This window comes from Sphaerimonospora cavernae (assembly GCF_042435035.1).
Lineage (GTDB): Bacteria > Actinomycetota > Actinomycetes > Streptosporangiales > Streptosporangiaceae > Sphaerimonospora > Sphaerimonospora cavernae.
This window is the reverse complement of sequence record NZ_JBHMQT010000057.1, coordinates 133575-152720: the sequence shown is the minus strand read 5'-3', so window position 1 is coordinate 152720 and position 19146 is coordinate 133575. Positions and strand designations below refer to the sequence as shown.

At 67.8% G+C, this 19146-nt stretch carries 23 protein-coding genes; 11 read left to right on the top strand and 12 right to left on the bottom strand.

What is annotated here, in order from left to right; all coding sequences use genetic code 11:
- Window positions 1–24: 24 nt before the first annotated feature.
- The 4 genes from ACFHYQ_RS25585 to ACFHYQ_RS25570 all read left to right on the top strand — a co-directional run bounded on the left by ACFHYQ_RS25585 (window position 25) and on the right by ACFHYQ_RS25570 (window position 1465).
- The gene (locus tag ACFHYQ_RS25585) at window positions 25–207 is read left to right on the top strand and encodes a hypothetical protein (protein ID WP_394303680.1); all 183 of its coding nucleotides are present in this window, start codon (window positions 25–27) and stop codon (window positions 205–207) included.
- Window positions 204–524, top strand: a complete 321-nt coding sequence (locus tag ACFHYQ_RS25580) for a hypothetical protein (protein ID WP_394303679.1) — start codon at window positions 204–206, stop codon at window positions 522–524. Before ACFHYQ_RS25585 ends, ACFHYQ_RS25580 begins: the two co-directional genes overlap by 4 nt.
- A gap of 167 nt (window positions 525–691) precedes the next feature.
- The gene (locus tag ACFHYQ_RS25575; RefSeq protein WP_394303678.1) at window positions 692–928 is read left to right on the top strand and encodes a DUF397 domain-containing protein; all 237 of its coding nucleotides are present in this window, start codon (window positions 692–694) and stop codon (window positions 926–928) included.
- A 117-nt stretch (window positions 929–1045) separates the two neighbouring features.
- Window positions 1046–1465, top strand: coding sequence for a hypothetical protein (locus tag ACFHYQ_RS25570; protein ID WP_394303677.1), 420 nt, complete (start codon window positions 1046–1048; stop codon window positions 1463–1465).
- Between the two features lie 79 nt (window positions 1466–1544).
- Here ACFHYQ_RS25570 and ACFHYQ_RS25565 read toward each other — a convergent pair whose 3' ends face one another.
- From ACFHYQ_RS25565 to ACFHYQ_RS25535, 7 genes are all read right to left on the bottom strand, one after another.
- Window positions 1545–1844 carry a helix-turn-helix domain-containing protein gene (locus ACFHYQ_RS25565; RefSeq protein ID WP_394303676.1) on the bottom strand — a complete coding sequence of 100 codons (300 nt, stop codon included), beginning with the start codon at window positions 1842–1844 and terminating at the stop codon, window positions 1545–1547.
- The gene (locus ACFHYQ_RS25560) at window positions 1844–2212 is read right to left on the bottom strand and encodes a type II toxin-antitoxin system RelE/ParE family toxin (RefSeq protein WP_394303675.1); all 369 of its coding nucleotides are present in this window, start codon (window positions 2210–2212) and stop codon (window positions 1844–1846) included. Before ACFHYQ_RS25560 ends, ACFHYQ_RS25565 begins: the two co-directional genes overlap by 1 nt.
- A gap of 110 nt (window positions 2213–2322) precedes the next feature.
- Window positions 2323–3573, bottom strand: a complete 1251-nt coding sequence (locus tag ACFHYQ_RS25555) for an NsdA family TPR-like regulatory protein (RefSeq protein ID WP_394303674.1) — start codon at window positions 3571–3573, stop codon at window positions 2323–2325.
- A 536-nt stretch (window positions 3574–4109) separates the two neighbouring features.
- Window positions 4110–4997 carry a permease-like cell division protein FtsX gene (locus ACFHYQ_RS25550; RefSeq protein ID WP_394303673.1) on the bottom strand — a complete coding sequence of 296 codons (888 nt, stop codon included), beginning with the start codon at window positions 4995–4997 and terminating at the stop codon, window positions 4110–4112.
- A gap of 74 nt (window positions 4998–5071) precedes the next feature.
- On the bottom strand, window positions 5072–5320 hold the full coding sequence (locus ACFHYQ_RS25545; RefSeq protein ID WP_394303672.1) for a hypothetical protein: 249 nt from the start codon (window positions 5318–5320) through the stop codon (window positions 5072–5074).
- Window positions 5321–5692: 372 nt separating this feature from the next.
- Window positions 5693–6040, bottom strand: coding sequence for a type II toxin-antitoxin system PemK/MazF family toxin (locus tag ACFHYQ_RS25540; RefSeq protein ID WP_204018328.1), 348 nt, complete (start codon window positions 6038–6040; stop codon window positions 5693–5695).
- Between the two features lie 295 nt (window positions 6041–6335).
- Window positions 6336–6689: a hypothetical protein gene (locus ACFHYQ_RS25535; RefSeq protein ID WP_204018327.1), complete on the bottom strand. Its 354-nt coding sequence runs from the start codon at window positions 6687–6689 to the stop codon at window positions 6336–6338.
- A 581-nt stretch (window positions 6690–7270) separates the two neighbouring features.
- Here ACFHYQ_RS25535 and ACFHYQ_RS25530 point away from each other — a divergent pair.
- Entirely contained in the window at window positions 7271–8875 is a 1605-nt protein-coding gene (locus ACFHYQ_RS25530) for an amidase (RefSeq protein ID WP_394303671.1), read from the top strand.
- A gap of 208 nt (window positions 8876–9083) precedes the next feature.
- Here the strand turns inward: ACFHYQ_RS25530 and ACFHYQ_RS25525 are convergent, their stop codons facing one another.
- Complete coding sequence (locus ACFHYQ_RS25525) at window positions 9084–9560, bottom strand: hypothetical protein (RefSeq protein ID WP_394303670.1); 477 nt, start codon at window positions 9558–9560, stop codon at window positions 9084–9086.
- Between the two features lie 42 nt (window positions 9561–9602).
- On the bottom strand, window positions 9603–10163 hold the full coding sequence (locus tag ACFHYQ_RS25520) for a TOPRIM nucleotidyl transferase/hydrolase domain-containing protein (protein WP_394303669.1): 561 nt from the start codon (window positions 10161–10163) through the stop codon (window positions 9603–9605).
- 263 nt (window positions 10164–10426) lie between these two features.
- Here ACFHYQ_RS25520 and ACFHYQ_RS25515 point away from each other — a divergent pair, with 263 nt between their 5' ends.
- Window positions 10427–11467 (top strand): FUSC family protein, encoded by a 1041-nt coding sequence (locus ACFHYQ_RS25515; protein WP_394303668.1) that lies wholly within the window; start codon window positions 10427–10429, stop codon window positions 11465–11467.
- Window positions 11468–11507: 40 nt separating this feature from the next.
- On the opposite strand, the gene ACFHYQ_RS25510 is transcribed toward ACFHYQ_RS25515, so the two are convergent.
- The gene (locus tag ACFHYQ_RS25510; protein WP_394303667.1) at window positions 11508–12812 is read right to left on the bottom strand and encodes a WD40 repeat domain-containing protein; all 1305 of its coding nucleotides are present in this window, start codon (window positions 12810–12812) and stop codon (window positions 11508–11510) included.
- Between the two features lie 460 nt (window positions 12813–13272).
- Window positions 13273–13587: a hypothetical protein gene (locus ACFHYQ_RS25505; protein WP_394303666.1), complete on the bottom strand. Its 315-nt coding sequence runs from the start codon at window positions 13585–13587 to the stop codon at window positions 13273–13275.
- A 150-nt stretch (window positions 13588–13737) separates the two neighbouring features.
- On the opposite strand from ACFHYQ_RS25505, the gene ACFHYQ_RS25500 reads away from it, so the two are divergent.
- The 5 genes from ACFHYQ_RS25500 to ACFHYQ_RS25480 all read left to right on the top strand — a co-directional run bounded on the left by ACFHYQ_RS25500 (window position 13738) and on the right by ACFHYQ_RS25480 (window position 18251).
- Entirely contained in the window at window positions 13738–15588 is a 1851-nt protein-coding gene (locus tag ACFHYQ_RS25500; RefSeq protein WP_394303665.1) for a sensor histidine kinase, read from the top strand.
- Window positions 15588–16235, top strand: coding sequence for a response regulator (locus tag ACFHYQ_RS25495; RefSeq protein ID WP_394303664.1), 648 nt, complete (start codon window positions 15588–15590; stop codon window positions 16233–16235). Before ACFHYQ_RS25500 ends, ACFHYQ_RS25495 begins: the two co-directional genes overlap by 1 nt.
- A gap of 215 nt (window positions 16236–16450) precedes the next feature.
- Window positions 16451–16855 (top strand): thiol-disulfide oxidoreductase DCC family protein, encoded by a 405-nt coding sequence (locus tag ACFHYQ_RS25490; protein ID WP_394303663.1) that lies wholly within the window; start codon window positions 16451–16453, stop codon window positions 16853–16855.
- Window positions 16856–16961: 106 nt separating this feature from the next.
- On the top strand, window positions 16962–17183 hold the full coding sequence (locus ACFHYQ_RS25485) for a hypothetical protein (protein WP_204018315.1): 222 nt from the start codon (window positions 16962–16964) through the stop codon (window positions 17181–17183).
- A gap of 57 nt (window positions 17184–17240) precedes the next feature.
- On the top strand, window positions 17241–18251 hold the full coding sequence (locus ACFHYQ_RS25480; RefSeq protein WP_394303662.1) for a lactonase family protein: 1011 nt from the start codon (window positions 17241–17243) through the stop codon (window positions 18249–18251).
- Between the two features lie 4 nt (window positions 18252–18255).
- Here the strand turns inward: ACFHYQ_RS25480 and ACFHYQ_RS25475 are convergent, their stop codons facing one another.
- A complete protein-coding gene (locus tag ACFHYQ_RS25475; RefSeq protein WP_394303661.1) occupies window positions 18256–19071 on the bottom strand; it encodes a DUF4253 domain-containing protein in 816 nt (271 codons plus the stop codon).
- Between the last annotated feature and the right edge of the window lie 75 nt (window positions 19072–19146).

Below are 19146 nucleotides of genomic sequence, written 5' to 3'. Positions count from 1 at the left end.
GCGGACTTCGCTGGGTGGAGGATCATGCGGAGTGACGCGGGGCGGTTGTGGGCGTCGCGGGTGCGGCCGTTCTCGGTGGTCGCTGAGCGGGCGGGGGCGTGGCGTACGGTCGACGCCGATGACCTGCGTGAGCTGGGCCTGGCCATCGCCGAACAGGAGGCCGTCGCCGAGCAGGCGGGTGCGGCCGGGTCGGCGGCGACGGCGTGAGCGGTTGGCGGTCGGAGGAGCCGGGCAGGCTCCCGCCGTCGTGTCTCGGTCTGCATCTTCCTCCGGAACAGCCGGACTGTGTGCGGTTGCGGTGGCTGCCGGACACGCGGCGGACGACGTACGCGCGGGTCGTTCAGCACACGTGTGATCAGTGCCGGATCGTGTCGTACGAGCTGTGCAGCGCGGGCGGGTTGCGGTTCATCCGCCGGACCGATCGCACCCGTGGCGCCAGGCCCGAGGTACGGGAGACCGAGCGGTTGATCACCTGCCGTGCCCAGGAGCTGTGGCGGGATCTGCTGCTGGGTTTCGCCCGCTGAGCTGCCCCGTTTTAGAACCGCGCTGTTGAGCTGCTTCGCCGGTCGCTGTTGGCCGTGATCGGCGGGGCTCGGGGGTGGCCTTCTTCTGGCTGAGGGGCCTTCCCGGGAGGCCGCCCCCCTTCTTGGTAAAACCCGTCCGGCATTCCGTACGGACGGGAGTCGATCCGATGGAGAGTGACGAGATGGACGACCTGTACGGGCGTGACCTGGCCGGGGCCCGGTTTCGGCGGTTGTGCGGCGGCAACCAGCAGGAGGAGGAGATGGAGTCCTGCGTGGAGCTCGCGCCGATCCCCGGCGTGGCCGACGCCTTCGCGCTGCGCGACAGCAAGAACCCGGCCGCGGGGACGCTGTGGTTCACCGGGGAGGAGTTGCGCGCGGCCGGCCTCGCCACCGCCGCGCTGTAACACCGCGGCCCGGCAGCACCCGGCCGTGATCAAGCGTGCGGTCCCTGCCCGGCGCAATCAGGCAGGGGCCGCACCCCACCCAATGTAGGAGAGCCCGCCACTGTAGGGAGACCCCGGTTGCACCTGCACTGCTACTCCTGGACCGGCATCGGCGACGATCGCCGCCGTGAGGCCGAGCGTCGTCCACCGCTGCCGCCAGCCGACCCCGGGCCGTTCCTGGCCTCGCTGCTGCCGCCGATGCGGACCTGCGACTGGCTACTGAAACCGGCCCGCCGCATCGACGTCACCCCGGCCGGCGTGGACGAGGCGATGGCCTGGCTGGCCGAGCGGTACCGGGCGGCCGAGCCGTCCTTCCTCCACCCCGGCGACGAGGAGCGGATCGGCCTGGACTTCCGGCTGGGCCTCGTACGGGAATCCCTGCACGCCGGCGTGGACGTGCAGTGGGGGATCTGGCTGCGCTCCGGGCGCTTCGTCTCCTGCGCCGTGGTCTGCTGCTCGCCGAACCGGGACGCCGACCACCGCTGCCCGGCAAGCTGAGCCACCTGAGCCGCCCGCCTGCTCTGCTTCCCCCGTGACGGCAGGCGGGCTCTGCGGTGGACGACAGGACTCGCAGACGTCAGGCCGCTGCGTCCTGTCCGACGGTGATGGTGAACGTGGTCCCCATCGCTCTGGCAAGACGGTCGAGCATGGCCAGCGTGGGCACTCCACCGCCACCCTCGATACGCGAGAGGGCAGGCTGGCTGATCTGTGCTCGTCGGGCCACCTCAGCCTGCGTCAGGCCCAACTCGACCCGACGGGAGCGGATCATGTCGCCGAGCCGCAGATCCAGCCCGGCCTGTACATATTCCGGGTGCTCGACTACCCCGCCACGCATCCGCGCCGTCTTGAGCGTTTCCCAACTACTATGCCCGGCCATTACCCGCTCCTTTCGAACACGTGGGTGGTCGCGTCGCCATGGACCGCCTCACAGATCTGCTTGGCCTTAACCGCACGCTCGACATCGTCGTGCTGGGGTCCTTCCCGGGTCTTCTGGAACACCGTCAACAACACGATCTTCCTACCCCGCTTCGATGGCAGCCAGTAGGTAATCCTCCATGAGGTCTCGCCCAGGATGACCCGGAGTTCCCGTACGCCATCACGTAACGCCTTGGTGTGGACGCCATCGAGCAGGTCGCCCCGGTCGACCAGGTAGTCATCCACGTTGCGCATGATGCGCTGGTAGAAGGGGAAACTCAGTTCCTCAAGCCAGGTCTGTACCTCAGGCTCCAGCTCGATCGCGAACATACCTTGCATGATATATATCATCCTTGATAAGTGGAAGTCTCACACCCGTTTTGGTTGGCTGCGAGCTATCTCGGCGCGTCCCGCGCAACAGGATCGCAGCCGACTGGCGATTACTCCGAGCGCCAGGCTTCTTGAGGGTGGTTCATCAGTTCCCGCACATCTGGCACGTCCCGGTACGGTGCAAGCCGGTCGAGGACGACACGATGACGGCGAAGTGTTCTGTCGCTGGCCACGTCCTTTGACAGGTCGAACATCCGCCAGGCGGTGCGGGCCGCCTCCTCTGGCTCGTTCGCGTCCGTGAGCGCCACGGCGAGCCAGGACAGGTACAGGGCGAGCTCGCGGGCGTGGGTGGCGTCGTAACGGCCCAGCACGTCGGTGAGAACAGGTACTGCGCGAAGCGGGCGCCGTAGTTCGGTGTAGGCGCGTGCCTCCATGATCTGCAACTCGTTAGCGTCCATCCAGTACAGGTAGGTGGGCTCGTCCTCGCCGCCGTGCTGTTCAAGGGTGGCGCCGGCCTCGCCCAGCGCTCGCATGGCCGACTCGTCTTCGCCGACTTGAACGTGCGCCCAGGCGACGCGATCCCAGGCGAGGGCACGCGCTCGCGCCGGCCCGTGCGGCCCGATCACGTCGAGTGCCGCGTGGGCGAGCGTCACCCCTTCATGAGGATCACCGACGTTGGTGACCTGGTAGGCCAGAGAGCCGAGGAGGTTCGATTCCAGGGTGCCGTCCCCGGCTTCCTGAGCGGCGTGGATGCCGAGACGGTAGACCTTGGCTGCTTCTCCGTGCCGACCCGCATCGCTGGCGATCCATCCGGTAATCTGCGCGAGTTCACCGATCCTGCCGAGCAGTGCGCGACCTGTGTTCTCGGTGTAGGTGGCTTCGCGGTAGAGCCGGGTGGCGGTGCCGAGTTCGCGGAACGCGGGCTGCAGGAGGTCGCCGCCGGCCAGTACGTCGTCGGCCAGGCGCAGACGATGGACTCTCGCGGACAGGTCGGCGATCGTGTTCATCCCGATGCGCCGCCCAGTCCTGGCGGGGAGGGGGGTAAGGGAGTCGCCATCAGGCAGTTTCGCGAGGACATCGTCAAGGGTCGGACGGCTCGGAACTTGCGACATGTCGAACAATTCCGCTTCGCTGATCCCAAACGCCCGAGTGTATAGCAGCCGGTACGGATCACGCGGTTGGTTGTGCCCCGCTTCGTACGCCTTGATCCGGCGGACGATCGTCTCTCGAATGGGGAGGCCTCTGCGCGTCTCCTCATCGGCGGCTTCGACGAGTCGGCGAGCCATCTCTTTCTGGCTCCAGAGCCGGTTGCGCCGCTCGGCACGGAGTCGTACGGCCCATGCGGGAAGTTCGGCGACCATTGCGTTCACCTCTTCGTCAGACCCGGGGGTGTCTTGACCACCCTCAGTGTCCCCCAATTGCATCTGTGATGCGGGAGTTACGCACTGTTGTATTTCGAGGTGAAGACGGAAACGAAGCGGGGTCCGCAGGCGCGGGAACACCTTACCGGCTGGGCCTCGTACGGGAATCCCTGCACGCCGGCGTGGACGTGCAGTGGGGGATCTGGCTGCGCTCCGGGCGCTTCGTCTCCTGCGCCGTCGTCTGCTGCTCGCCGAATCGGGACGCCGACCACCCCTGCCCGGCAAGTTGAGCCGCCCGCCTGCCGTACTTCCCCCGTGGCGGCAGGCGGGCCAGCTCGTCATACGACGGGCGGCGATCGGGGTCTTCGGCACCCAAAGATCACCCCAACACCCGGGCGGTGTTCACGCCAGCGTGATCACGAACCTCTAAATGCCTACCCCTGAACGAGATTGGCTGATGAACCGCATCTACTGGCGGTCACTCAGCGGGAAGTGGTGCCGGCAATCAGGTCACAGCCCACCTCTTCGCTCGCGACTCAGCCGCCCTGTCGGGTGTCCCAATCGTCGAGCACATCCTGCTTGCTGACGACGTGCGCGACACCCTTCATCGCTTCCACCTTGGCGACGAACGCCTCGATCTGGGTCAGATCCGGCACGCGGACGATGAAGCACTCGGGCACATCCTCAGAAGTCATGCCGAGGGTATCGCCATCAGTATTCTCAAGCCATTGCGCCCAAACCTTGTCTCGACCAACGAACTCCACGGAGATCGCCTCGGGCATGGTCCGGAGCGCAGTGTCGATGGCATCCTTGTGCGCCTTTGTCGCCTTCCTGCCATCGCAGTTCGGGAAAGCGCTGGCCCTCTCACAGAGGAAGATCGTGACTTCGTCGCGTTTCTTCTCTCCCTCCGCCCGATGCCGCCGCGCGTCCTCGGAGCGTTGATCCGGTGTGATCTGGGCGACTCCCGGTAAGGCTCGGATCTTCCGCTTGGCCTCGGGGAGGTCGCGATAGTCGGCCAGAACCACACGGAAGGACTCCGCGACCGCTGAGGGCCCCAGTAGCCCCTCGACCGCACCGATGAGTCCGCTGTCCCGGAGGCTGTCCTGCTGGTTTCTGAACCGCACGTCGGTGACCTCGGGCATCGCACGGATACGCTGTTCGATCATGTGCTTCTCTGCGGCAGTGGGGGCACCCCTGCCCTCACATGCCTGATGGACATCCTCGGCTGCGCACAGGAAGACGGACATCGCCTGTCGATTCGGATTCCCCCCTGCAAAGGAGAGGATCCTCCATGCGGTGAACGTGATCACTCCGCAGGTGAGCAGGGTGCCGACCAGGAGCCACGACAACCGGACGCGGCGCCCCCGCACGTCACCTTGGCTCGGTGCTTCCCTCTCTCCGGCTACTCCGGCGTACTGATCCACTGCGGCAGTATCCCGGACCGGGGTGGCCAGTGGATGGTCTGGGCGGGAAGTCAATCAAGGAGCAACAGAAATCGTCAAAGAGGGCACTTCCATGTCTCTCCAGCATCTCTAGCTTGCTCTATCAAATCTGATAAGATGTGGCCTTTGTATTTTACCCTGTCGTGCTGATTGAACCAATTGGTGAAGTCTATATTGGGGATGATTTTCTTCCCCTTCAGCCATGTTGCCTTTCTTAATTCGCCTTCCGGGATGGCGTCATGGTCTACTAAACACTGAGCTGCCTTTACTGCGGCAGAGGCGTACGCTTCCGTATAAGCCTCCATGTAGCCGTTTTGGTCTCCGGTGCGAGAATCTCCGCATGCTGTCGATCCGATGGCGACAAGTAGAACATATGTGGAAAGCAGCGTCGTGGATCGACCGTTCATCGTTGTACCCCCATAGCGTGTTCGGCGTCCGCGACCCATTCTCCCAGTCTGCGACCCCCGTACACGACTCGTTCATGAGCGTTGTACCAGTTGGTTAGATCGACATTCGGGGTGATGGCTCCCTCTTTGTACCAGGAGGTGTCTGGAGGAAGCTTGGTGGCCCTGCTGCCGGGCGCTCGCAGCGTCTCCGTGCTCGTTCTTGTACGCCTCGACCGTGGGCCTTCGCGCTGTTCCGCCATTCGTCTTCTTCGAGCGAAGGGGATCCATGTTTTACGAGGTGAGGAGGCCCAGGACGTGTTGACGGACCTTGTCCAAGACGTCGTCTTTCACCGTGCCGAATAGCCGATTGTCAAAGTCACGGTCTTCGGCCGTCCAGATGCGATTCGCCCGAACAAATGATGGTGCTACTAATCCGATACTCTGCCAGTCGGCAATGGGCACGTCGTATGGTCCCATCCTCGCGGCACGTTTGACGCTGGACGACACCATGGCGGCGAGGATCGCTCGATTGGATCCGAGTCCACTGGCTGCGAGGATCAGGACAGGGCGTTTCTTGTACGGCTGGGCTTCTGTGTGACTGAAGGGGAACCAGACCAGCCTGACTTCTCCGGGAATCATAGGTCGTCGTACAGGGCGTCCTCTGGATTGTCCCAGTCCTCAGCCCATAGCCGCGACACGTACGCCCTCACGTGCTCATCTGTCCCGTCATCCTGATAGGACATGTCAACTGCCAGCGGCGCGTTACTGGCGACCGTTGGCCAGGGTCCTTCGATGATCTCTGGAGATCGACGTCTGGCACCGGTTATGCGCCGATGCGCTCGGGTTACCGGGCGAGCGTTCGGGTTTGCATAGCTAAACGCACCCTGAGTTCCGGCTGGAGCGAAGAGTGATGTGGCGGGAGTGGTCACGACTGTCAGCCCTCCATGGCTTCGGACCGGTGCTGTGTGATCTGCTCGACCATGGCGTCATAGGTGTCCGCAGTCGTCTGCAGGACTTGAATCAACTCCTCTAGCCGCGCTCTGCTCATGTGAAAGCGACCATGGACGTTGACCTTGAGACCCGTCGCCTTGAGAGTCTCGATCGCACGCCGTTGACCCTCGATGTCCCTGGGGATGAATGGCGGAGGGATGCTCCCGAGCAGGAGGTAGATGCCGTCAGGGCCGGCTTCAAGCGTTGGCGGACCTGGCTGCGCGACGAACTGGTTGACATGCGTGATCGGCGCGCCTGTAGCTTCGCTCCAGTCGACGGCTACGGCGAAGTTCTCCACTACGGGATTCTCCTCTGACACGCTCTCAGTCTGACACCGGCGATGCGTCCTTGCTATAAAGCGCCCCCCGTGCGCGGCAAAGGATGGGACGCGGGGCAGCCATCCGGTTCACCGTGATCTTGAAATTGGCCTGTACTGCCCGCTCCGTGCCGAGGGCTGCCTCGCTTCGAGCAAGGCGGTCGTCGGTCTCGCCTGATGGGATCTTGAGTTCGTGATTGCTTACGCCGAGCGCACAGGCGGTAGCTGGTGTGCTAGTCACCACCAAATAGTAACTGAATAGCTACGGGGTGTTGTATCACTTGGTTGCGTTGTCAGGTACCTGGAGGCGTGGGAGGAGGCCGGGCGGCCGGGCCTGGAGCAGTTGGCCGTCGTGGTCGAGCCCCGGGACGGCGGCTGGCAGGTGCGGACAACCCTGCCCTCCACCCCGGCGCCGAGGCCCGGATCGGCCTGGACTTCCGGCTGGGCCTCGTACGGGAGCCCCTGAGGTGTCCCCGCCCTCTTCGCTACGGACCGCGCCCGCCGTTCACACCCTCAGTTAAGAATGTTTTCAGTTCGGCGTCTGATCGCTACGCTGATCATTCATGACTCTCACGCATCCCGCGCGATGGCTGGCGGCGTTATCACTCGCCGCGGGGCTGTCCGTGGCGGCTCCGGCACACGCCCACGAGGCGGCCGCACCATCCTCCGGCACCATCCTGCGCGGACTGGACCTCGACCGCGCGACCGTCCTGGACATGCAGCGCGCCATGGACCGGGGGCGCTTCGACTCGGTGACGCTCACCCGGTTCTACCTCGACCGCATCCGCTCGGTGGACCCGCTGCTGCACGCGGTCATCGCGACCAACCCCGCGGCTCTTCGAGAGGCGCGCCAGAGCGACCAGCGCCGCCGCCGCGGCGCGCGCGGCCCGTTGGAAGGCATCCCGGTCCTGCTCAAGGACAACATCGACACCGCCGGAGGACTCCGTACGACCGCGGGCTCGCTGGCCCTGCTCGGCTCTCGCCCGGCCCGTGACGCCTTCCTGGTCCAGCGGCTGCGCCGGGCCGGTGCGGTGATCCTCGGCAAGGCCAACCTGTCGGAATGGGCCAACTTCCGCTCCAGCGCTTCCTCCAGCGGCTGGAGCGCGGTCCGTGGCCAGACCAACAACCCCTACGTCCTGGACCGCAATCCCTGCGGATCGAGCAGCGGCTCGGCGGTCGCCGTCGCCGCGAGCCTGGCAGCGGTCACCATCGGCACCGAGACCGACGGCTCGATCGTCTGCCCGGCGGGCATCAACGGCGTCGTCGGCATCAAGCCCACGCTCGGTCTGGTCAGCCGCTCCGGAGTGGTGCCGATCTCTCTGGCCCAGGACACCGCGGGCCCGATCACCAGGAACGTCACCGACGCGGCCGCCGTGCTCTCGGTCATCCAGGGAGTGGACCCGCGCGACCCGGACACCGTGCGGGGCGGCAACCGTGACTACCTCAAGGCGCTGGACCCGAAAGCGCTGGCCGGCAAGCGCATCGGCGTCTGGCGTTCGGCGGCGGGTGACAACCAGGAGGTGCTCGCCACCCTGGACGCCGCCGTCGCCACGCTCCGGGCGCGGGGCGCGACCGTGATCGACGACCTCGAACTGGCGGGGATGGACGAGGCCGGCGAGGCCGAGTATCCGGCCCTGATGACCGAGTTCAAGCACGATGTGAACGCCTACCTGGCCAAGACTCCCGGACGGCACCCGGGCAGCCTGGGCGCTCTGATCAAGTTCAACAAGCGGAACGCCTCGGCCGAGCTCCGCCACTTCGGGCAGGAACTGTTCGAACAGGCGCAGGCGACCACCGGCGACCTGAAGGACCCCGCGTACCGCGAACTCAGGGAGAAGGCGACCTCGCTCTCCCGTAAGGCGATCGACTCGGTGATGGCCGAGAACCGGCTCGACGCGGTGCTCGCGCCGACCAACAACGCGGCCTGGCGGACCAGCCTGACCAAGGGCGACGACTTCACCGACTTCGTCGCCTCCTCATCGCCCTCGGCCATGTCCGGCTACCCAGCGATCACGGTCCCCGGCGGATACGCCGGGGACGTGCTGCCGCTCGGCGTCACCTTCTTCGGCGGCCGGCTGTCCGAGCCGACCCTGATCGCCTTGGGCTACGCGTTCGAGCAGGCCGGCCACGTGCGCAAGCCCCCGACCTATTTGCGTACGCTGCCCTGACGTCCCACCTCGCCGCGCGCCGCTCCGCCGAGCGTGGACGGGGCGGCGCCCGCGCGGGTGACCCGGGCCATCCCTCGGCTTGTCGTTTGCCTGTCGTTCAACCCGCGATCTTCGTGTCGGGATGCGACCGCGGACTCCCAGCCGGCACTGGCCCGGCACTGGCCCGGCATGGCTGTACGGCCGGTTGTCCGCCTTCGACGCCGCTGCGTCAGCCGATCAGCGACGGCCCGGCAGGGTCGGTGGCGAAGAACGCCGCATACACCGCGCGCAACAGCTCCTCGGCGTCCTTGCGCTTCCTGGGGTGCAACCCGTTGAACGCCGTGCTGTTGTGCATCACCGACTGGACCAGGCCGTCCAGGTCCCGCACCTGAACCCACTCAGAGCATGGTGGGCACGCGGCCCACGGCCCGGAGCAGCCGTGCGGGTTCTCGTGCTCACACGCGGTCGTTACGAACTCCCGGGGCTGCCAGGACCACATCGGGTTCGGCATCGTGCAGAAGTGGCACGTCAGTTCGACGCCGGCGCCGTCAGCCGAGACGGCTGGCTCCGGCTCATGGTCGAACGGCTCGACCCGCACCGGATGCAGCCAGGACACCTCACCCGTGTTGAAGTCCGCGTGGACGTCGAGCATGGCCGAGCACACCGCGCACACCCAAACCGTCAACTGACCGTCTTCGTTCGTCAATCGCTCTCCCTCTTGGATGACTCGTTCTCGTGTGTAAGCATCTCACAAGTGGGCAAGTAGTCCGTCCAGCGGTCGCGGCACGCGATCGAGATCCAGTGCCGCGACGAGTGGGACCGAGTAGCGGATCTTGCGGCCGCTGCCCGATCCCAAGAACCGGCGTAGCTGGTCGTGCGTGCCGCGTCCGCGCCATGGGGGCTGCTTCTGGAGCGTGCGAAACGAGCTGAGCTCGCCCTCGGCATCGACGACGCGTTCAACCGTGGCGGTGCCGAGGGCGCGGATCAGCTCGTCTTCCAGGTCGGCCACGCACACGAAGAATCCGAGCGCCTCCAGATCGCTTCTGTCGAGAGCGGATCCAAGGCCGGCGCGCTCGAGCCCCCTCCGGAAGGCGCCTTCTTCGCCCGCGTCATACAGACCGGCCAGCCGGAGATCGCGACCGGGAGGGCCGAACTCGCCGGCATACGTCCCGATGTTCGTGGCGCCGCCCATCGCCACAACGGAGATGCCTTCGGCCGCGAGGTTTCGGCCCCGGCGCTCGGCCAACGCCTCTACCGCCGACCTGTCGCTGATCCCCTCGACCAGGACCACGGTGTGCGTACGGTTCACACGATCAGCCTGGCACCGAATCCGGTGAGATCCGTACCCATTTTTGGCTGAACGCCGGGTTGGGCGTGCGGCGGAGCATCAGGCCGCGCGCCGGGCGTTTCGTCTGCCGGTGGACAGGAGGTCGTGACCCTCGCCGAATCGTTTGAATCAGACTAATCCGGGGCAAATGTGACCGCACTGTCATCTTGATCCGCCATCGTGGAGGAGTGAGAGGATGGTTGAGTGATCGAGTAAAGAGACGGTTGGATACGTTCGGCCCGCTTGTGCCCTCTGTCGCGCAGTGTGCCGTGGGGTCCGCGCTGGCCTGGATCGTCGCTGTTCAGCTGCTCGGCCACGCCCGCCCCCTCTTCGCGCCCATCTCGGTGATGATCTGCGTGGGTGTGGGGCTCGGGCAGCGGCTGCGCAGGGTGGTCGAGCTGGTGGTCGGCGTCAGCCTGGGCTTGGGCATCGGAACCCTGCTGGTGTCCTGGATCGGCTCGGGCCCCTGGCGGATGGCGCTCGTGATCGCGCTGGCGATGACGATCGCGGGGCTGCTGAACACCGGTGAGCTGTTCGTGTCGCAGGTCGGGTCGTCCGCGGTGCTGGTCGCCATGCTGGTGCCACACCAGGACGTCGGGGGGCTGGACCGGATGGCCGACGCGCTCACTGGCGGTGTCATCGGCATAGTGGCGGTCGCGCTGCTGCCCGCCAGCCCGCTCACCATCGCGGGCAAGCACCTGTCCGGCGTGCTCGACGCCCTGTCCACCGTGCTGGAGCAGACGGCGGAGGCGATCGAGAAGGGCGATATGGACCTGGCCGCCGAGGCCCTGGAATGCGGACGCAGGACACAGACCGCGGCCGAGGAGTTCGCGACGGCGCTGGAGAACAGCAAGGAGATCATCAGGATCTCGCCGCTGCGTTGGCATCAGCGGGCCAGACTGGCCAGGTACGAGACCGCGGCCGTACCGGTGGACCTGGCGCTACGCAACGCACGGGTGCTGGTCCGCGGCACGCTCGCGGCGCTGGGGGAGTCCAGCCCGCCGCCGGCCGCGCTGGCCGATTCGCTGCGTGAGATCTCGGAGGCGGCGCTGCTGCTGCAGCTCGAACTGGGGGCTGGGCGCGAACCGACGCTGGCCAGGCAGGCGTTGCTCGCCGTCGCCGCCCGGGAGCGGCCCAAGAACCTGGGGTTCTCCGCGAACGTCGCCCTCGCGCAGCTGCGCTCCATCGCCGTCGATCTGCTCCAGGCCACCGGGATGGATCACGACGCGGCCTTGGCCGCGCTGACCCCGCTGAACGAACTGAGCGATGAGAGCATGCGCGGCTGAGGCCGAACAGCCCCCCAGGATCGCCGGACCGGTGAGAAAATTACTCACTGTGATGAACGCTGTTGCCCGGGGACGGCGCGGGCGGGTCGCTGAGGCTCCATATCCGGACGTCCGCTGAGTCCGCGGTGACGGCGATAGGTTGATCGTCGAGACGGCCGATCGCCACCGCGAGGGCGTCGACGGTCTTTCCGGAGGGGTCGGTGAGGGGCTCGCCGAGTTGCTGATGGGTGGTCAGATCCCATACGCGGACGTCGCCGCATTCGGTGATGGCGATCGGGCGTCCGTCGAGCTCACCGATCGCCACCGCGCCCATGCCTTCGTATTCGTGACTGAGGGGCTGGCCGAGTTCTTCGCGGGTGGTCAGGTCCAACACGTGGGCGATGCAGGAGAGGCCTCCGGTGAGGGCGACGGGCCGGTCGTCGAGACGGCCGATCGCCACCGCGCCGGCCGTTTCGGCGTACGCGGTGAGGGGTTGGCCTAGCTGCTTGCGGGTGGTCAGGTCCCATACGAGGACGAGCCCGTTGTCCTGGCCCGTGACGGCGATGGGCCGGTCGCCGAGCCGGTCGACCGCCACCGAGAGGATGCCGCTCTCGTGTTCGAGGGGTCGGCCGAGTTGTTCGCGGGTGGCCAGGTCCCATATCCGGACGGTGCCGTCCCAGCTCGCGGTGACGGCGACGGCCCGGTCGCCCAACCGGCCGACGGCCAACTCCGTGATGCCCTTGGTGTGCCCGGTGAGGGGCCGGCCGAGTTGTTCGTGGGTGGTCAGGTCCCATACGCGGGCGGTGCGGTCGTCGCCTCCGGTGACCGCGATGGGCCGGTCGCCCAACTGGCCGAGCGCCACGGTGACGACCTGGCCCTTGTGCCCGGTGAGGGGCCGGCCGAGTTGTTCGTGGGTGGTCAGGTCCCATACGCGGGCGGTGCGGTCCTTGCCTCCGGTGACCGCGATGGGCCGGTCGCCCAGCCGGCCGAGCGCCACGGCGTGGACAGAGCCGTGGTGGCCGGTGAGAGGTTGGCCGATCTGCCGGCCGAAGGAGGAGACGGGGGAGGGGCCTGCCGGGTTCTTGGAGGGGCCGGCCTCATTGCCGGAGGTCGATTGTCGCAGCCACGAGGGGACGAGCACGACGAGGAGCAGGGCGGCCGCGGCGACGGCGGCGATGGCGGCGACGGCGGTGATGACGACGGCACGACGCGGGACGCGCCTGGCGGCCTCGGGGGAGCGGCCTTCTTCAGCCACACCTTCTTCAGCCACACTGTCCCTGCCGTCCCTGCCGTCCCTGCCGTCGGCTGGTTCGTCTGTGCCGTTCGCACCGCCCATGCCGTCCGCTCCGTCCAGCTCATCGGTCAAGTCCACGTCCACCCCGGCCGATGGGTTGTCGAGCGGACGTCCCGGCCGGCTGACCGGTGCCGCCGGTTGTGTCGTGACTACGACCGCAGCCTCACGCCGGGGAATTCCACCAGAGTGCCATGATCCGGCTGATTGCTGCCCGGCTCTGCGGACACCGAACCCACTACCGCTCACTACGCGACACGCCGGAACGGGATGGCTTCTACTATCGATGGCATCTGACATGTTTTCGAAGTTTCTCTGAAATTTTCAGATCCCATTCCTTGGATTCTCCTGGCCGGAGAGGGACGGTGGCCAGGCTTGGCACGTTGCCGTGCCCGCCGCGACGTGCCCGCGCGCGAAGTGTCCACCGAGCGGACGACGTACGTACATCACTGTTGGTAATCAATCAGTAACACACAGCTGTGGATTCGGTTGTGGATAACTCACGATGCGGTGACGATTCGTTCACCCACGCTCGTCAGCCGACGCTGACGACGTCCCGCCTGGCCGCCCGCTTCGCGCCGATCCTCGCCCCCAGGATCGCGAGCCCGATCCCGACGATCGTGATCACGAGGTTGACGACGCCGTAGCCGGCCAAACCCGCCGGGTCGTACTTGGGGAAGGGGCCCCCGAATGCCGCATCACTGCCGTCGACCCATTCAATGAGGAGGTTCACGGACTGGTAGACGAAGACCAGGGCCTCACCCGCCAGGTAGAGGGCCACCGCGGTGCTCCTGCCGCGGATGAAGAAGCCGATGGTGAAGGCGAAGAGCACGGTGTAGATGACGTTCATGATGACCTCCGTGGTCGCGTCGGATCGGATGGATCCACCTTCGCGATGTCCGCGCCCACCCACATCGGCGCGACCACGAAGCCCGGATGCGGATCTCCCGTAGGTGCCACCACCGAGGACACGTGGTCGAATCCTTGCCACCATATGAGGGTGCACCCACCTACCGCGCGGCTCCTCACCGCGTCGGCGACGCTCCTCGTCGCCGTCAGCGCGGCCGTGAATCTCATGTCGGAGACGCCGTCCCTGGCGGCTCTGTCGGCTGCGGGCGTGTTCGCGGTCGTCATCGGCTGGGTGATCGTCGTCCGGCTCCCCGACTCGCCGGTCGGCCCGGCGCTGGCCTGGTGCAGCGGGTCGGTCGGATTGGTCGATTCCTTCGACGCGACGGCTGCGGGAGCGTTCGGGGAAACGGGGACGGCCTTCACGGACCGGTTCGGCGAGGGGATCTGGCCGGTGAATCTCCTCGGGCTGTTGGCGCTGCTGCTCGTCTTTCCCGATGGGCGGCGGCGCGGCCGGCTGTGGACGGCCGCGCCCGTCGCCTTCGCCACAGGTGCCGTGCTGGTGTTCCTCGGCTTGGGAACAGGCGACGAGCCGGCCGGAGCGCCCCTGGTCCTGGTACTGGCCGGTCTCCCTCTGGTGGGCCTCGGTCTGATCCTCGCGGTCGCCTCGGTGTTCGTCCGGTACCGGAGAAGCTCCGAGCTTCAGCGCCTTCAGCTCCGCTGGTTGTTGCTCGCGGGCAGCGTGGTCGCGGTTCTGCTGGTCGGGGGCTGGGCGGCCGAAGTGGGCGGGGCACCGCTGTGGGCCGCGTACTCGCCGTTCATCTTCGGGATCGTCGTGCTGGTGCCGCTGGCGATCGGCATCGCCATCGTGCGTCACGACCTCTTCGACATCGACAGGATTCTCGGCGACGGCGCGGCCTGGGTGCTCACGCTGGTCGCGTCAGCGGCCGTGTTCGCCGCCGTTGTGTTCGGCGCCGGTCAGATCCTGCATCGCTACACCGCCATAGGATCGACGGCTGCCGCCTTCCTCACGGCCCTCGTCCTGTTGCCGATCCATCGATTCGTACGAGACCGCCTGGCGAGGGTCATCGATCGCGACCGCTTCGTGGCGGTGAAGGCGGTGGAGGAGTTCGCGGCCCAGGTGCGTGCCGGACGGCGGCAACCCGAGGAGGTCGAAGCCGTGTTGCGGGACGCGCAGGGAGACCCCGGTCTCTCCCTGCTGCTGGCGGACGGCGACCGTTGGGTCGACCTCGATGGCGAATACGCCGACGATCAAGAGGGTGTCACGCTTGCCGGCGGAAGCGACCCCCTCGCCCGCGTCGTGCTCACTCACGTCTCCGCCCGGACACGCCGCCGTGCCGCGGCGCTCGCCCATGCCGCCTGGGTGCCAATCGAGGTGAGTCGCCTGCGGCTCAGCCTGCACCGGTCGAACGAGCGGCTGGTTCACGCGTCGGCCGCGGAGCGCAGGCGACTGGAACGCGATCTGCACGACGGGGCGCAGCAGCGCATCCTCGCGACCGGCATGCGTCTGCGCTCGCTGCAGCGAGGCCTGGTCGGCGAGCAGGCCGCCGAGGTCGAGGCGGCCGTGACCGAGCTCGAGGAGACCGTCCGGGAGCTGCGCCGGCTGGCCCACGGGGTGCGCCCGAGCCGGCTCGATGACGGTCTCGCTCCGGCCCTCGAGCACGTGCGCGAGGCCACGCCGCTCCCTGTCCACCTGGCCGTCGACGACCTGCCGGCCCTCGACGACATCCGGGCCCTGACCGCGTACCTTGTCGTGACGGAAGCCGTGTCGAACGTGCTCAAGCACGCGCGGGCGTCAAGGATCGACGTGACGGTCAGGGCTCGCGGCGAGCGCCTCGCCGTTCAGGTGCGGGACGACGGGGTCGGCGGAGCACCGGACGAAGGATCGCTGACCGCGCTGCGTGACCGGGTGACATCGGCGGGCGGCACACTGACGGTGACGAGCCCGCTCGGCCGCGGTACGGATATCGAGGCGGTTCTGTGATGCGCGTCGTCGTCGCCGAGGACTCCGCCCTCTTCCGCGAGGGCCTCGTGAGACTCCTCACCGAGGCCGGGTATGACGTCGTCGCCGCCGTGGCCGACGGCGATGCCCTCCTTGCCGCGGCGACGACCCTCAACCCCGACCTGGTGATCGCTGATATCCGCATGCCGCCGGACATGGAGTCCGACGGTGCGAGAGCCGCGGCGGCGATCAGGGCACGCCGCCCCGAGATTCCGGTGCTGCTGCTCTCACAGCACATCGAACTCCGTCACTGTCTCGACCTGATCGGCACGCCGGGCTTCGGATACCTGCTGAAGGACCGGGTCCTGCGTCTCGATGAGTTCGCGGACGCGATCTCGCGAGTCGCCGCGGGCGGCAGCGCGTTGGATCCGGAGATCGTGCAGGCTCTGGTGCGCTCACGATCGGCCTCCGTGCTCGCAGGCCTCACCGAGCGCGAGCAGGAGATCCTCGGCGTTGTGGCCGAAGGCCATTCCAACGCCGCGATAGCGAAGAGGTTCGGATTGTCGGAACGCACCGTCGAAGCCCACATGCGTTCCGTCTTCACGAAACTGGGTCTGCGTGACGACGGCTCGATACACCGGCGGGTGACCGCGGTCGTCGCCTACCTGGAGTCGCGAGCGCGGCGATGAGCGCCGCCTGTCGTACGGCGATGCCCTGCTCTCCCCAGGGGCTGCGGCCGTGGGGCCGAGCCCGGTAATTTCACGCGCAAAGACTTCGATGTTCCCGCAGAGACGAGGCGCTGTGGCAACGGGCAGGATCATCGGCGGCTGGTACGAGTTGGATCCGAACCCGGGCAGGAGAGGAGGGATGGGAGAGGTCTGGGGGCTGCGTTAGGTTGGAGAATATGGCGACGCTTGTGTTCGACGGCGACTGCGGGTTCTGCACCACCTGCGTGAGGTTCGTGGAGCGCCGGATGCGGACCCGGGCGCGGATCGTCGCCTGGCAGTTCGCGGACCTGGCGCGACTCGGCACCACCAGCGAGCGGGCGCGGTACGAACTGCTCTGGATCGAGGGAGACCGGACGTACGGCGGCGCCCAGGCGGTGGCGGAACTGCTGATCGACGCAGGCCCGCCGTGGAGCCCGCTGGGCCGGGCCCTCCGTGTGGCGCCGCTGCGCTGGGCGGCACACGGTCTCTACCGGCTCGTCGCCGGCAACCGTCACCGCCTGCCCGGCGGTACGCCGGCCTGCGCCGCCAGGCCTGTGCGGGGCGACCGCCGTCCGCCTGGTCCGGTTCGGAAATCGGGCTGATCGGATTTCCACGAGCGGGTCAACCTTCCACCGGGGTCATGCGTCAAATGCAGACACGGTTCCAGTCCAGACACGGTTTCACCCCAGACGCGGAGGGCACGACCCCATGCCTACTCCTGACATCCGGCGCGAAGGATCTCCTGGCCATAGTGAGCGAGAACGGCAGGCACGGCTCGCGTTCGACGCCGTACACCGCAACGGCCCGGAGGCGGTGCGTGAGGAGACGCTCCGGATGAAGTGCGAACTGGTCCGCCTGTACGGCTGGGAGGGGTACCAGCTGGTGATGGCGAAGATGGAGAGCGACCTCGCGCGCCTGCGCGAACCGTGATGTCTCCGCGGGGGATGGGTAGCATGCCGATCGGCGGCCCCGACCCAAGGAGAGACCATGTCCCGACCCATGCCCCGGCCGGCCCGCTCGGGGAATCTGGTGATCGGCGGATATACCCCCGACACGGACGGGTCCGGTCCCGGGCTCACCGTCGCGGGCATGGACGCCGACGGGCGGCTCGCGGAGCTCGCGCGCACCGCGGCGTCCGGCCCGTCGTTCGTCATCGCCCATCCCCGGCTGCCGCTGCTCTACGCCGTGCTGGAGCGTGACGCGGGCGGCGTGGCGGTCTTCGAGAGTGAGCCGGACGGTCCACGCCCGGTGATCGAACTGCCGAGCGGAGGGTCATACCCCTGCCATCTCGCGATCGACCCGGAGGCGGCGTGGCTGGTCGTCGCCAACTACGGCGACGGCACGGTCGGCGCGTTCCGGCTGGCGCCGGACGGCCTGCCCGAGCCCGAGCCGCTGCTGTTCCGCCACGAGGGCAGCGGCCCCGACCCCGAGCGGCAGGAGGGGTCCCACGCGCACCAGGCCGTCTTCGGCCCCGACGGCGTGCTTCACGTCACCGATCTCGGCGCCGACCTGGTGCGCCGATTCCTGCCCGGCATGCGGCCGCACCCGGACGGCCCGGTACGGCTCACCGCCGGCAGCGGCCCCCGCCACCTCGTCCATCACCAGGACCACTGGTACGTGACCGGGGAACTGGACGGCTGCGTCACCGTCTACGACGCGGGCTGGCGCGAGGCCGGCCGGGTGCCGGCGAGCGGCGGCGGGAAGCACAACTACCCGTCGCACATCGCGGTCTCCCCTGATGGCCGCCACATCTACGTCGGCAACCGGGGACCCGACACGGTGACGGCCTTCGAGGTCGACGGGCCGCGTCTCACCCTGGTGGCCGAGACGGACGCGGGGGGGAGCTGGCCCAGACATTTCGCCGTCGACGGCGACCGCCTCTATGTGGCGAACCAGCGGTCGGACAATGTGGCCGTGCTCACGCTCAAGGACGGCATCCCGCAGCCGACCGGCGAGACCCTCCACGTCGGCACCCCCTCCTGCGTGCTCCCCCTTTAGATCTTCAGTCCCACCAGAACGACCAGAAGTTCTGCCCGAGGATCTGCTCGGCGTAGTCTTCCAGCGTCCCGGGCCCCTGGAAGACGCTGTCGGGGCAGAACGTCCAGTGCTCGGCGGCCACGCGCAGCGCGTGCGCCGCCGTGGCGGGCGGCGCGGCCACGCTCAGCTCCATCGTGTTGAAGCCCAGCGCGACCAGCCGTACCCCGAACCTGTCCTCCCAACTGCGCACGACGGCCGCCAGCGGCACGGTCCATTCGTTGTGGTGCAGCGCGCCCTGCCAGCCGATCGCGACCAGCGCGTCGGCGCTGCGCGCCGCGGCCGCGAGCCCGAGCGGAGTCATCCGCTCGGCGATGACGTCGGCGTACCAGTCGGCCACCGCGTCCGGATCGGCCACCGGTGTCCCCGGCTCGGCCAGGCCGGGGCACTCGGTCTCGAACGGGGTCAGCTCCACCTCATAGCCCCTGGCCAGATCCGCCCACGTCTCGGCCATGAACCCCTGGGCGGTGAAGTGGTCGATCTCGGCCGGCGCGTCCGGTGCGATCTGCCCGGACGACCACGACTGGATCCCGTCCTCCAGCAGCACCGGCCACAGTCCCGACGTGTGATGCTCGCGCCGCAACCGGCTCCACAGACCGGCCGGCACGGGGTCGTCGCTGAGCCAGAACGAGGGACGGTGATGGGTGCGCCACCGGTCGTAGTCGGGGTCAGGCCACACGAGGGTCCCGGGCGGGAGTTCGACGGACAGCCCCCGCCTGTCCCCGCCGTCGCCTAAGAGCAGCTCCAGGTCCGCTGGAAGCCGCCGTCGCTCGTGAACCGACATGCGCCAATAATGTCGGACCTCGGGCCGTCTCCGCTTGTAGGGATCTCGTTCGGGTCCGATTTAGGGGGAGGACCA

Bases quoted from the DNA above. Each gene is read 5' to 3' on its own strand.
- ACFHYQ_RS25585 (WP_394303680.1), top strand. From the start codon at position 25: ATGCGGAGTGACGCGGGGCGGTTGTGGGCGTCGCGGGTGCGGCCGTTC.
- ACFHYQ_RS25575 (WP_394303678.1), top strand. From the start codon at position 692: ATGGAGAGTGACGAGATGGACGACCTGTACGGGCGTGACCTGGCCGGG.
- ACFHYQ_RS25565 (WP_394303676.1), bottom strand. From the start codon at position 1,844: ATGGCCGGGCATAGTAGTTGGGAAACGCTCAAGACGGCGCGGATGCGT.
- ACFHYQ_RS25560 (WP_394303675.1), bottom strand. From the start codon at position 2,212: ATGTTCGCGATCGAGCTGGAGCCTGAGGTACAGACCTGGCTTGAGGAA.
- ACFHYQ_RS25555 (WP_394303674.1), bottom strand. From the start codon at position 3,573: ATGGTCGCCGAACTTCCCGCATGGGCCGTACGACTCCGTGCCGAGCGG.
- ACFHYQ_RS25545 (WP_394303672.1), bottom strand. From the start codon at position 5,320: ATGGAGGCTTATACGGAAGCGTACGCCTCTGCCGCAGTAAAGGCAGCT.
- ACFHYQ_RS25540 (WP_204018328.1), bottom strand. From the start codon at position 6,040: ATGATTCCCGGAGAAGTCAGGCTGGTCTGGTTCCCCTTCAGTCACACA.
- ACFHYQ_RS25530 (WP_394303671.1), top strand. From the start codon at position 7,271: ATGACTCTCACGCATCCCGCGCGATGGCTGGCGGCGTTATCACTCGCC.
- ACFHYQ_RS25505 (WP_394303666.1), bottom strand. From the start codon at position 13,587: ATGAACGTCATCTACACCGTGCTCTTCGCCTTCACCATCGGCTTCTTC.
- ACFHYQ_RS25495 (WP_394303664.1), top strand. From the start codon at position 15,588: ATGCGCGTCGTCGTCGCCGAGGACTCCGCCCTCTTCCGCGAGGGCCTC.
- ACFHYQ_RS25490 (WP_394303663.1), top strand. From the start codon at position 16,451: ATGGCGACGCTTGTGTTCGACGGCGACTGCGGGTTCTGCACCACCTGC.
- ACFHYQ_RS25485 (WP_204018315.1), top strand. From the start codon at position 16,962: ATGCCTACTCCTGACATCCGGCGCGAAGGATCTCCTGGCCATAGTGAG.
- ACFHYQ_RS25480 (WP_394303662.1), top strand. From the start codon at position 17,241: ATGTCCCGACCCATGCCCCGGCCGGCCCGCTCGGGGAATCTGGTGATC.
- ACFHYQ_RS25475 (WP_394303661.1), bottom strand. From the start codon at position 19,071: ATGTCGGTTCACGAGCGACGGCGGCTTCCAGCGGACCTGGAGCTGCTC.